This is a genomic window from Mycobacterium sp. (genome assembly GCF_049683355.1).
In the GTDB taxonomy this organism is placed as follows: domain Bacteria; phylum Actinomycetota; class Actinomycetes; order Mycobacteriales; family Mycobacteriaceae; genus Mycobacterium.
Map to the genome: position 1 here is coordinate 1 of NZ_JBAUJB010000414.1, position 11,365 is coordinate 11,365.

The window sequence follows — 11,365 nt, forward strand, 5'->3', positions numbered from 1 at the left end:
GTTGGTTCTCATTGTCCATGGGTAATTTTCACGACATGCAGGCCTACATCGATGGGACCACGTTCCGCTACACCGCTCGGTGCGACTGCGGGTGGGACGGCAAAACCCGCTGGTCACGCGCATCAGCCATGATCGATGTCGGGACGCACGCGGTGGATACCGGTCACTATCCGGTGTCCGTGCCGGTGACCACCGCCGAACCCGTCCTCGTCCTCAAGGCCTCGTAACCCACCGCTGAGACTGCGCTCACGGCGGGGTGTACACACAACTTCCCGCCAAGAGTGCAGTGTCAACGCGCCATCTCGTCAATGTCAACGCGCCATCTCTCCGAGTAGCCGAGTGGCATACTTGTGGCATGCCACGCATACGCGTAAGCACTACCGTCGACGCCGATCTACTCGGCAGCGCTCGGCAACTCCGATCCGGGCGAACGGATGCGGCCCTACTTGATGAAGCCCTCGCCTCGTTGATTGCTCGGCATCGCGCCGTCGAGGTGGACGCGCGCTACGCCGCCTACGACAGACATCCCCCCGACGAACCTGACGAGTGGGGCGACCTCGCGAGCTGGCGTCGGACGGCCAGCACGTCGTGAGCCCGCTCCCTGCACGTGGGGAGGTGTGGTGGTGCGAACTGCCGGACATCGGTCGTCGGCCAGTCGTTGTCCTATCGCGTGACGCAGCCATCCCCCGGCTCAGGCGCGCCCTCGTCGGCCCATGCACAACAACCGTTCGAGGCTTGGCCAGCGAGGTCATTCTTGATCCCGACGATGATCCCGTCCCACGCCGATCCGCGGTCAATCTGGACTCAGTGGAAAGTGTCGCCGTCGCCGTGCTCGTCGAACGCCTGGGCCGTCTCGCCGACGCTCGGATGCGTGAAATCTGCGGTGCACTCGCGGTAGCCGTGGCCTGCGAGTCCGAACCCCTCCGTTGACACTGCAGTAGCGGCGGGTGCTACCCGCACGTTCCGGCGCTGAGCGCAGCTGTAGGTTCTCACCAAGCAAGGCAGACAGCGCAAGCTCTGCCTGTGGCGATGTGGGATTCTCGTCGGATTGGCAGACACCTTTTCTCATCTTGGTGGCGGATCCTCGACGCCCACGCGCACGCCCAGTCCGCTTCTGAAGCCCTACGCCGGGTACGGCACGCTCCGTTCGAAGTCCGTGGTCCGTGCTCACGCCTCTTTGCCATGGTGGGCCCGCTTTAGTTAGCACTCACCATGGCTTTTCAGATGTTTGGGGCTGGTTGGCAGTCGACCATCATGCGGTTGTAGCGGATAGCGGGCATCCCGTTGTAGCGAGTGACGACACCATAGTCGGGGTTCGTTTCAAAAGGAACTTCCGCGAGATCCGGATAGGCGACGATCATCTGGGTGTAGAACTGCACGGCCTCCGGGCAGCCACCTCCGGCGGGGCCGGACGTGTGCCGCTGCACCGGACCTGTACGCGGTTGCGAAAGATTTCGCCTACTGCACAGTAAGGGTTGCAGTTCTGCAGCTGCTCGGCGCCAGCGCCGTCCGCACCATTCGGAACCCCTTATGGTCCACGTGAGATCTTCAAACCAATGCTGCCTGTTGTAGATCGGATTTGCCGAAGGGGTCAGCTGGGCCGCACCGCCGTATCGCGTGCAACCAGGTAGTCGCTGCGGCAACCCTGTCGGACATCCACCAACAAGTACGGCAGCAATTGCAAATTCGACTGCGCACAGGGACACGCTGGCACGGGTGTCGCGGTCGAAAGATTGCGGCCGTTCCCCGCAACTACACGCGATACCGCCACATTCGCCGAGGCCTCAGTACGAGCGGGCGTGGTCCAGAGCCGAAAAGCGTTGTCGAGAGTCAGCGGACTGAGGGTGGCATCGACGTCATCTACGTAGGAAGACAGTAGTTGATGACAAATGAATTTCGGTCGGGTTGAGATATGGTGTCATGCAACCGCTGTCGGGGATGGCGCTGTCATCCTGGTTCCGTGGCGCCCAGGACAGCGAGGAAGACCGACAGCCGGTTGGCGGCTCGGCTTGCCGCACTGGCCTCGTTGGGTGCTTCGGTTATCCATTTTGCCGTTGTGCCTGCTCACTGGCAGGAGTGGATGCCGGCAGGTTTGTTCTTCGTGGCGGTCGCGTTCTTCCAATTGATTTGGGCGAGGGCTGTGCTGGCCCGAACCACGATCCCAGTGCTTGCCGCTGGCATCATGCTCAACCTTGGAGCCATTGCTCTTTGGGCCCTGTCCAGGACCGCGGGAGCCCCGTACGGTCCGCACGCCGGGCAAGCCGAAGTGGTCCAGGCCGCGGACCTTTGTGCACTGCTGCTTCAGATCTATGTCGTGATGGGCGCCGGCTGGGTGTGGTATCGCGGCCTGCAAGGAGAACCGGTACCGGTGTTCAGCAGCGCGATGGTCCTTATGGGCGCAGTCGGTGTCGTGGCGCTGGCGTCCACGGTGGGAGTCGCTTCCGGCCTTCGGCACGGCCATCATGCGCCAGCGGGTGCAGTCGGCGGCCACCATGGAACGACCGCCGAGGATGCACACGGTGATCACCACGGCACCAGCGCCGAGCCCGCGGAGGGGAGTCACCACGGGACGAGCGCCGAGCACGCAGATGTCCACGACGGCGGTCATCCCGCCGCGGTCATCCCGCCGCCGGTGAGTGAGCCCGCTGGCGAGCCGGCGACGCCGCCACCGGCAGAAGACCCGGCCCCACCTGCGGTGCCGCTGCATGACGACCACAGCGATCATGATCACGGCAAGTGAACAGCTGAACTCTCCACTGGAGTGGGCTTCTAAACGCTCCGCAGTTGCCCAGTCGGTATCGCGCTCGACCGATCCTCGAAGTGCCCCTACGGTGTAAGACGCGCGCCAACAGCGCCGCCTGACGTGTCAGCGATCGAGGACGGCGCGGGTGCTGGCCTCGGGCGTCAGGTCGAGGCGGCGCAACACTTGAGCGTTGAGCGCCACCACGATCGTCGACAGGGACATCAAGATCGCGCCGACCGACATCGGCAGGACGAACCCGATGGGCGCGAGAACTCCGGCAGCCAACGGTACCGAGAGGAGGTTGTAGCCGGCGCCCCACCACAGGTTCTGCTTCATCTTGCGGTAGCTGGCACGAGACAGTTCGATGACCGACAGCACCGAGCGCGGGTCGGAGCTGGCGAGGATCACCCCGGCTGACGCAATCGCGACGTCGGTGCCGGCACCGATCGCGATACCGACGTCGGCCTGGGCCAGAGCAGGCGCATCGTTGACCCCGTCGCCGACCATCGAGACCTTTTTGCCCTCGTGCTGCAACGCAGAGACCTTCGACGCCTTGTCTTCCGGGCGCACGCCGGCGAACACGCGGTCGATGCCGAGTTCGTTGCCCACCGCCTGGGCGACCGCCTCGGCGTCACCGGTGATCATGACCACCTCGACGCCGAGCTTGTGCAACGCATCAATCGCTTCGTGCGATTCGGGGCGGATCTCGTCGGCCAGGCGCAGCCCGCCGAGCACAGCTCCGTCGCGTACGACGTGCAGAATGATCGCACCTTCCTCGCGCCACACGGTGGCGGCGTTGACTTCCTGTCCGCCGATCTCGTCGAGCAGGCGAGGGCCGCCCACCCGGATCTCGTGCCCGTCAACTGTCGCGGTCACACCTACCGCCGGAGACGACGAGAAACCGCTGGCGCGCGCCACAGCGAGCCCGCGCTCGTCGGCGGCCCTCACGATGGCTCGCGCCAGGGGGTGTTCACTGTCGGCCTCGGCGGCCGCCGCTAGGGCGAGCACGGTGTCGTCGTCGAGGTCGCCGCGGGACTCGATCGCGGTCAAGGTCGGTTCGCCCCTGGTGAGGGTGCCGGTTTTGTCGAAGAGAACCGCGTCGACGGTGCGCATGCCTTCTAGGGCGAGGCGATCCTTGATCAACACACCACCTCGTGCGGCCCGCTCGGTGGCGATGGAAACGACCAGCGGGATCGCCAAACCCAACGCGTGTGGGCACGCGATGACCAGGACGGTGATCGCTCGTATGACGGCCGCGTCGGGGTAGCCGACGACAGTCCATGCCACCGCAGTGATCGCGGCACTGATCAAAGCGAACCAGAACAGCCAACCGGCCGCCCTGTCGGCGAGGCGCTGGGCACGCGATGACGAATTCTGCGCCTCGCTCACCAGTCGTTGGATACCCGCCAGGGCGGTGTCGTCGCCGGTGGCGGTGATCTCGACGCGCAACCCGGAATCGGTGGCGACGGTTCCGGCCGTGACGGCGTCGCCGACCCCGCGCGCCACTGACCGGGATTCGCCGGTGACCATCGACTCGTCCATGTCGGCGCGTCCGTCGACGATTCTGCCGTCGGCGGGGACGCTGCCTCCGGGGCGGACCACCACCAGATCGCCGACGCGCAGATCGGCCGGCGAAACGGTGACGGTGCGATCACCGTCGATCTTCTCAGCCTCATCAGGAAGCAGCGCGGCCAGCGAGTCCAGTGCCGAGGTCGTCTGCGCCAGCGAACGCATCTCGACCCAATGACCGAGCAGCATGATGACGATGAGCAGCGCGAGTTCCCACCAGAACTCCAGTTCATGGTGCAGCAGACCCAGGCTGGCGCCCCACGACGCGACGAATGCGACAGTGATCGCCAGCCCGATCAACAGCATCATTCCCGGTTTGCGAGAACGTATTTCGCTGATCGCGCCCGTCAGGAATGGGCGCCCGCCGACGACGTACATGACGGTACCGAGCAGTGGAGCAATCCAGCGGGCGCCCGGAAAGTCGGGGATCTCGTAGCCGAGCAGCATCGCGAACATGCTCGAAAACGCGACGACAGGTACGCCGAGGATCACGTTGATCCAGAAAAGCTTTCGGAACTGAGCGACGTGATCAGCGCCGTGGCCAGCATGGCCCCCGTGGTCAGCATTGGGTTGGTGATCGCCGTGGCCGTCGTGGTTGGCGTGCACGTCGGTGAGCGATGTAGCTACCGCTTGGTCATCGTGACTTGTCATGTTCTGCTTCCCTTGATGAGCTCAAGTGTCGGTTCGAGCGCGAGCAGTGGCCGGAGATGCGAGGCGGCTGCGTCGGTGCGCTGCCGTCTTGGGTCATGACCGCACCAGTCGGGCGATGGCTTCGGAGGCTTCGGTGAGTTTGGCGTCGGCGGCCGGCCCTCCGGCGGCAGCAGCGTCTCGAACGCGGTGTCGTAGATGGTCGTCCAGGAGTGCCAGCGCTACGCCCTGCAGGGCTTTGGTCAGCGCGTCAGCCTGGGTGAGGATGTCGATGCAATAGCGTTCCTCCTCGATCATCCGGCTGATGCCACGGGCTTGGCCTTCAATGCGTTTCAAGCGCTTGAGGTACTTGTCCTTATCGGTGATGTAGGCGTGGTGTGGCGAGCCCGACGCGTGGCAGTGGTCGGTGTCGTCGACTTGGGTCATTGCAGGTCCTTTGAGGGTGAGGTTTTATCGTTGAACGGAATGGGGCGCCGGGATGCGAATGTCAGTAACCCCACGCTGGCGTACTTGTCGGGATCACGGTCGAACCGCGGTCCACATCCTTTGCAGCAGAACCAGTAACGTCGACCGCGGTAGTCGCGGAACAGGCCCGCGGCTTCGGCGGACGTCTTGTCCACCGGGGTGCCGGGCATCACCGGGCAGGTCGTCCGATCCTCCGCGGGGTCGAGGAGGTTTCTCGCCGCAGAATCGATGACTGTCGCGTCCAAGTCGTCGGTTGAGCCGATGCAGCAGCAGCTGGATTCGGTTTTTCGGTTGTCGGACATGGGTTCTCCTCGGTGCAGTAGGGATCTAGCTGGTAGGGACAGACGATGTGGACTTGAAACCGCGCAAACGGAGGCTGTTGCCCACGACGAAGACACTGGAGAACGCCATCGCCGCGCCGGCGAGCATGGGGTTGAGCATGCCCAGTGCAGCGACCGGTATCGCGGCGACGTTGTAGGCGAAAGCCCAGAACAGGTTCGTCTTGATCGTCGATAGTGTCCTGCGGGACAGCCGGATCGCATCGACGGCGCTGCCCAGGTCGCCCCGTACCAGGGTGATGTCGGAGGCCTCGATCGCCACGTCAGTTCCGGTACCCATTGCCAGGCCGAGGTCGGCCTGCGCGAGGGCGGGCGCGTCATTGACGCCATCGCCCACCATCGCCACGGTCTTACCCTCGGCTTGCAGCCGGACAATGACGTCGACCTTGTCCTTGGGCATCACCTCGGCGATCACGGTGTCGATGCCGACCTCGGCGGCAATCTGCCGGGCAACGGCTTCGTTGTCACCGGTGAGCAGCACGGGCGTCAACCCCATCTTGCGCATCTGTGAGATCGACTGCGCGCTGGTAGGTTTCACAGTATCTGCGACGAGGAGCACGCCGCGAGCCTGACCGTCCCAGCCGACGGCGACCACAGTCTTCCCCTGAGCTTCCGCATCCGCTTTCGCCTGCGCCAACTCTGCACTGAGGTGTTGGGCCCAGTCCGCGAGCAGTGATTCGCGTCCCACGACGACCGCGTGTCCGTCCACGATGCCCTGTACGCCCTTGCCTTCGATATTGGCGAAATCCTCAGGAGTGGGTAGCGTTCCGAGCTCCTTGGCCGCAGCGACAGCGACGGCCTGGGCGATCGGGTGCTCCGAGGCGTTCTCCAACGCGCCGGCCAGCCGAAGCAGGTCCGCGCGCTTGGTTCCTGGCGCTGCGATGACATCGACCAGGCTCATCTTGCCGGTGGTGACGGTGCCGGTCTTGTCCAGCACCACGGTGTCGACCTTTCGGGTGGACTCCAGCACCTCCGGGCCCTTGATCAAGACACCCATCCGCGCACCTCGACCGGTGCCCACCAGCAGTGCCGTCGGCGTGGCCAACCCGAGCGCGCACGGGCAGGCGATCACCAGGACCGCAACTGCGGCGGTGAAAGCCGCCGCGACCGGAAAGCCGGCGCCCAGCCACGCGCCCAGTGTGATCGCCGCGATCGCGAGGACGACCGGTACAAAAACTCCGGAGATGCGATCGGCCAGGCGCTGGACTTGGGCCTTTCCGGTTTGGGCGTTTTCGACCAGCTGGGCCATCTGCGCCAATTGGGTGTCGGAGCCGACGCTGGTGGCTCGCACCACCAGTCGCCCGCCGGCGTTCACGGTAGCACCGACCACAGTGTCACCTGGGCCGACCTCCACGGGTACCGATTCGCCGGTCAGCATCGACGCGTCGACCGCCGAAGTCCCGGACACCACCACCCCGTCAGTGGCAAACTTCTCCCCCGGGCGCACGACGAACGCGTCGTCGACCACCAGGTCCTCGACCGCGATCTTCGATTCCACCCCGTCGCGCAGCACAGACACCTCCTTGGCACCCAGCTCGAACAGTGCCCGCAACGCCGCGCCGGCCTGCCGTTTGGACCGCTTCTCGAAATAGCGTCCCGCGAGGATGAATGTGGTAACGCCAGCGGCAACTTCGAGATAGATGTTGGCCGCTCCGTGAGACGGTGCCAACGTCAGCTCGAAGGGATGTTTCATCCCTGCGGTACCCGCGGTCCCCAAGAACAGCGCGTACAGCGACCACAGGAAAGCCGACAACGTGCCCAGGGAGATGAGCGTGTCCATCGTCGCCGTGCCGTGCCGCAGGTTGACCCAGGCAGCTCGGTGAAACGGCCACGCCGCCCAGACGATCACCGGCGCCGCCAACACCAACGACGCCCACTGCCAGTAGGTGAACTGCAGCGCCGGGATCATCGCCATCGCGATGACAGGCACCGACAGCAGCACCGATCCGGTCAGGCGGTGGTGCAGGGAAACCATATCGGGGTCGTCGGTCTCGCCCGTCTCCCCGGAAGGGATGGGCTTCTCCGGTGACGGTAGCGCCGCGCTGTATCCGGCGTTTTCCACTTCGGCGATGAGCAGCGCTGGGTCATATCCGTCAGGCACCACGACGGTGGCCTTTTCGGTCGCGTAGTTGACCGTTGCCGCTACACCGTCGATCTTGTTGAGCTTGCGCTCGATACGGTTGGCGCAGGAGGCGCAGGTCATTCCGCCGATTCTTAGCTCAACGCTCGGGCCGGAAACGGGTGTCGATGTCGTCATGTGGGCCAATCCCTTTCAGGTTCCCGGTCGGGCGGAAGCGTCAGTGCCCGCCGGCGTGGCCAGCGTCGCGCGAAGGTTCTGGCAATGGCGGGTTGGCGTCGCCGGGTGCGGCGTCGACGACGAACGTGGCGGTGTGCACGGTGTCGTCGACTTTGAAGTCGAGGTAGAGCAGGTAGCGACCGGCGGTGGGCGCGGTGGCGGCGAACGACACCGCGGGCCCACCGGTGCGTCCCGGGACGGGCTCGGCTCCCTCGGGGTGAACGTGCAGATACGCAAGGTCTCCCTCGCGCAGCGCGACGAGGTGTCCGAACGCCCCCAAGTAGGGCTGCAATGTCGTCACCGGCTGGCCGTCGCGCGCGACTTCAACCGTCAGTCGCCGCGAGGCTCCTGCGGTGAGCACACCGTCGAGTTTCACTGTGTAGCCAGCGATGTGATCCACGGTGCGTGTCGTCATCGGCGGCACCGGGGCGAACTCACCGGCCACCTCGACGGTGCGGGTGAGGGTGAGTTTCGAGCTGCCCGCCTGGGCGGGCTGAAAATCGGCGAACACACGGTAAGAGCCGGCAGCGTTCCACCTCCAGGGCGTCGACCAGATGCCAGTTGTCTTGTCCAGCACTGGGTGTACGTGCGCGAAATGCTGGCCATCGGAACGGACGACGATGAGATGCACCTGCTTGTCGTGCACAGTCGCGTAGTCGAACAGCGACTTGCCGGCCGGGTCGACAATCCTGAAGCTCAACGTCCCCCGATCGTCGGCGGTGTTCGGTGCTTGCACCGGGCTGAGTAGGTAGCCGCCTTGGGCTAGCGACAACCCTGGCGGATCGCCGGGTGAAGGCGATACCGTCGACGCCTGCTCGGTCGTCGCGACGTGATCAGCTGTGGCGTCTGCGCCGAGGTCCTGTTGAGCGGTCGACGCAGTGTCGGGATCGACAGCCGCGGCGGTTACGTACGCAGCCGAGAACGCCACCGCCAGTCCCGCACTGAATGCGGCCACTCGTCCCGCGGCGTTCATGCGACACGCACCGCCGAGTAACCGGCCTCGTCGACGGCGTCGAGGATATGCGCGTCATCGATACGACCGCTGGACGTCACGATGAGCGTGCCGGTCTTGGCGCTCACTTCGACGTCCTGCACTCCGGCTACCTCGCTGACTTCCTCTTGCACCGACAGTTCGCAGTGCCCGCAGGTCATTCCCGTGACGGCGTACTTCTTTGTGCTCACGTCCATCTCCGCCCTCTCGCGTAGATACCCCTACCGGGTATATGCACCTCAGGCTATACCCCCATGGGGTATAGCCGCAAGGGTTGCCCTGTCGCCGAATCAGCTGGCCGCACAGGATGACGTCGACGCGCGCTTTATGACCGGCGATCGGTGCCTACATCATCGGCGCACTGACGAGCGTCCCGTTTCTCCCATACAGGCGCTGTGGGCGATGTCGTCATTCGATACCCCTTCCGCCATGCGCACGGCACCTGAACGCGTTCTAAAGTGCCGCGCGGCAACGAATTCCAAGTATGTAATTCTGTGACTGGTGTGACGGATGTGGCATTTGTGAGTTACCCTCTTCTACGTATCAGCTACGTAAGTCGTTGTTGCATAACTGTAGATGCGCTCCTTGGCCTGCTGTTGGTTCGAATCGGTAGCCACCGCTACGGCGCACGGAAGAGAGATTCGACATGGAACCTGACGTTCATCACGAGGGTTCAGCGGGCACGCACACCAACCGCCCCGCACCAACACCATTCGCTTCCGGATCTGGTATTCGCCGTCTGTCCTTGATCGCTGCGATCGTCGCCTTGCTCTTCATCGCGTGCACACCGGCCGCCTCCGCCGAGCCTGGTGGCGGGCCGTGGGATCCACTACTTCCGAAGCTGCCGAGCGCAGGAGCACCCGGTGATCCGGTGGCCATAGCGAATGCGTCCCTGCAGGCAACGGCCCTCGCAACACAATCGGCCATGAACATGGGCCGCAATTTTCTGAGCAGCCTGGGGATTCTCAGCCCCGCTGTCAGTCCTGAGACAAGCGTTCGCGGCAATCGAGTCTATGGCGCACAGGCAATTGAGTACGTGATTCGCAGAGCCGGAACGCAAATCGGTGTTCCATACTCGTGGGGTGGCGGCAGCCTCAACGGCCCGAGTCGGGGTGTCGACCAAGGAGCGGGCACCGTGGGATTCGACTGCTCCGGTCTGACGCGATTCGCATTCGCCGGCGTGGGAGTTCTGCTCCCGCGCTACTCCGGCGCTCAATATGACGCCGGACGAAAAGTGCCTCCGTCTCAAGCCAAGCGTGGGGACCTGTTGTTCTGGGGCCCCGGGGGAAGCCAGCACGAAGCCATTTACTTGGGTGGAGGTCAGATGATCGAGGCGCAACAGACCGGAGTTCCGATCAAGATCTCACCGGTGCGGACAGGGGGCATGACCCCCTACGTGGTTCGAATCATCGAAAGCTGACGATCGACGCGAGCGGCAACCACCGCAGACTCTCGTTCGGACGACCGGATTCAGTCCGCGAGACAATAGCCGATCCCGCGAACGTCCTTCCTCACAACTTCGTGAGTCATGCGTCCAAGCGGCAAGCGCTTTCGCCGCCTCGCTTCCAGCCCTCGGGACCCCCGAGTATGGGTCGGCTCGTGATCCAATCAAGATTTGGTGAAACGGCGCACGTCGTTCGACTTATCGAATACTGATCACGAGCGCAACGCGCTGCCGCGGACCCATTCGTCCCAGGGCACAGTCCAGTCTCCGTTCTGCCACTGCTCCAAAGGTGCGCCGCCGGTGTTCCTGATCTCGACGACGTCGCCCGGCATGGCGAACTCGTAGTACCACTCGGCGTTTTCTGCGCTCAGATTGAGACAGCCGGCGGAGACGTTGGTATTTCCCTGTGCCCCACCCTGTGGCCTCGCGCTCATGCAGGTAGATGCCATCCGGACTGATACGCACGCCGTGGGCGACGCTCACCTTGTAACCAGAGGCCGAATCGACCGGCAACCCGTAGGTGGACGAATCCATCAGCGCCGGGTTCTGTTTGCCCATCACGGTGTACACGCCCGGTTGCGTCCAGAAGGAGATGGCCTTTCCCCCGACGGTCTGCGTCGGCTCTCCGCTGGTTCAAGTGGGTTGGTTAGGCTTGGCTTATGGTTCGGTTCACACGGCGGCGGATGGGTAGGCGAGTGCGGGGTTGGCGACGGTGGGCAGGGTGAGGTCACCGGCAATGAGATGGATCATGGTGATCATGTTGTGTTTGTTGCGGTAGCCGCGGGCGCGGGCCTTGGCGGCTTGCACGAGGGAGTTGATCCCTTCCAGCAGCCCGTTGTTCAATCGGCTGGCGTGCCAGGCGACGATGCCG

General features: G+C 64.3%; 12 protein-coding genes and 2 pseudogenes. 5 read left to right on the forward strand and 9 right to left on the reverse strand.

The annotated features are described in order from the left end of the window. The 3 genes and pseudogenes from WA944_RS23715 to WA944_RS23725 form a co-directional block, all read left to right on the forward strand. A partial coding sequence (locus tag WA944_RS23715) for a hypothetical protein (RefSeq protein ID WP_526647413.1) occupies positions 1-227 on the forward strand: 227 nt, incomplete at its 5' end. Positions 228-340: 113 nt separating this feature from the next. Further along, positions 341-592 (forward strand): annotated as a pseudogene (locus WA944_RS23720) (type II toxin-antitoxin system antitoxin MazE5); the annotation flags it as partial. After that, complete coding sequence (locus WA944_RS23725; RefSeq protein ID WP_526371095.1) at positions 589-930, forward strand: type II toxin-antitoxin system PemK/MazF family toxin; 342 nt, start codon at positions 589-591, stop codon at positions 928-930. The pseudogene WA944_RS23720 and the gene WA944_RS23725, both read left to right, overlap by 4 nt. Positions 931-1,220: 290 nt before the next feature. Here the strand turns inward: WA944_RS23725 and WA944_RS23730 are convergent, their stop codons facing one another. After that, on the reverse strand, positions 1,221-1,379 hold the full coding sequence (locus WA944_RS23730) for a hypothetical protein (protein ID WP_526371097.1): 159 nt from the start codon (positions 1,377-1,379) through the stop codon (positions 1,221-1,223). Positions 1,380-1,912: 533 nt separating this feature from the next. Here WA944_RS23730 and WA944_RS23735 point away from each other — a divergent pair. Continuing rightward, positions 1,913-2,740 carry a hypothetical protein gene (locus WA944_RS23735; protein WP_526371099.1) on the forward strand — a complete coding sequence of 276 codons (828 nt, stop codon included), beginning with the start codon at positions 1,913-1,915 and terminating at the stop codon, positions 2,738-2,740. Between the two features lie 126 nt (positions 2,741-2,866). Here WA944_RS23735 and WA944_RS23740 read toward each other — a convergent pair whose 3' ends face one another. From WA944_RS23740 to WA944_RS23765, 6 genes are all read right to left on the reverse strand, one after another. Next, the gene (locus WA944_RS23740) at positions 2,867-4,963 is read right to left on the reverse strand and encodes a heavy metal translocating P-type ATPase (RefSeq protein ID WP_526647414.1); all 2,097 of its coding nucleotides are present in this window, start codon (positions 4,961-4,963) and stop codon (positions 2,867-2,869) included. 93 nt (positions 4,964-5,056) lie between these two features. Then, positions 5,057-5,386, reverse strand: a complete 330-nt coding sequence (locus tag WA944_RS23745; RefSeq protein ID WP_526371103.1) for a metal-sensitive transcriptional regulator — start codon at positions 5,384-5,386, stop codon at positions 5,057-5,059. Further along, on the reverse strand, positions 5,383-5,727 hold the full coding sequence (locus tag WA944_RS23750) for a YHS domain-containing protein (protein WP_526610263.1): 345 nt from the start codon (positions 5,725-5,727) through the stop codon (positions 5,383-5,385). Before WA944_RS23750 ends, WA944_RS23745 begins: the two co-directional genes overlap by 4 nt. Positions 5,728-5,752: 25 nt before the next feature. Further along, positions 5,753-8,020 (reverse strand): heavy metal translocating P-type ATPase, encoded by a 2,268-nt coding sequence (locus tag WA944_RS23755; protein ID WP_526371107.1) that lies wholly within the window; start codon positions 8,018-8,020, stop codon positions 5,753-5,755. A 40-nt stretch (positions 8,021-8,060) separates the two neighbouring features. Next, entirely contained in the window at positions 8,061-9,032 is a 972-nt protein-coding gene (locus tag WA944_RS23760; protein WP_526371109.1) for a DUF8832 domain-containing protein, read from the reverse strand. Next, positions 9,029-9,241, reverse strand: a complete 213-nt coding sequence (locus WA944_RS23765) for a heavy-metal-associated domain-containing protein (protein WP_526371111.1) — start codon at positions 9,239-9,241, stop codon at positions 9,029-9,031. The genes WA944_RS23760 and WA944_RS23765 overlap by 4 nt, the downstream gene beginning before the upstream one ends. A gap of 455 nt (positions 9,242-9,696) precedes the next feature. Here WA944_RS23765 and ripB point away from each other — a divergent pair, with 455 nt between their 5' ends. Beyond that, positions 9,697-10,470 (forward strand): NlpC/P60 family peptidoglycan endopeptidase RipB, encoded by a 774-nt coding sequence (ripB, locus tag WA944_RS23770; protein ID WP_526371113.1) that lies wholly within the window; start codon positions 9,697-9,699, stop codon positions 10,468-10,470. 236 nt (positions 10,471-10,706) lie between these two features. On the opposite strand, the pseudogene WA944_RS23775 reads toward ripB, so the two are convergent. Further along, a pseudogene (locus tag WA944_RS23775) lies at positions 10,707-11,112 on the reverse strand (L,D-transpeptidase); the annotation flags it as partial. A 51-nt stretch (positions 11,113-11,163) separates the two neighbouring features. Then, positions 11,164-11,365, reverse strand: a 202-nt coding sequence (locus tag WA944_RS23780) for a transposase (RefSeq protein ID WP_526610266.1), incomplete at its 5' end; no start/stop codon positions are given.

Excerpts from the sequence above, each read along its gene's own strand:
- WA944_RS23735 (WP_526371099.1), top strand. The coding sequence starts at position 1,913 with ATGGTGTCATGCAACCGCTGTCGGGGATGGCGCTGTCATCCTGGTTCC.
- ripB (WP_526371113.1), top strand. The coding sequence starts at position 9,697 with ATGGAACCTGACGTTCATCACGAGGGTTCAGCGGGCACGCACACCAAC.
- WA944_RS23760 (WP_526371109.1), bottom strand. The coding sequence starts at position 9,032 with ATGAACGCCGCGGGACGAGTGGCCGCATTCAGTGCGGGACTGGCGGTG.
- WA944_RS23745 (WP_526371103.1), bottom strand. The coding sequence starts at position 5,386 with ATGACCCAAGTCGACGACACCGACCACTGCCACGCGTCGGGCTCGCCA.
- WA944_RS23750 (WP_526610263.1), bottom strand. The coding sequence starts at position 5,727 with ATGTCCGACAACCGAAAAACCGAATCCAGCTGCTGCTGCATCGGCTCA.
- WA944_RS23755 (WP_526371107.1), bottom strand. The coding sequence starts at position 8,020 with ATGACGACATCGACACCCGTTTCCGGCCCGAGCGTTGAGCTAAGAATC.
- WA944_RS23740 (WP_526647414.1), bottom strand. The coding sequence starts at position 4,963 with ATGACAAGTCACGATGACCAAGCGGTAGCTACATCGCTCACCGACGTG.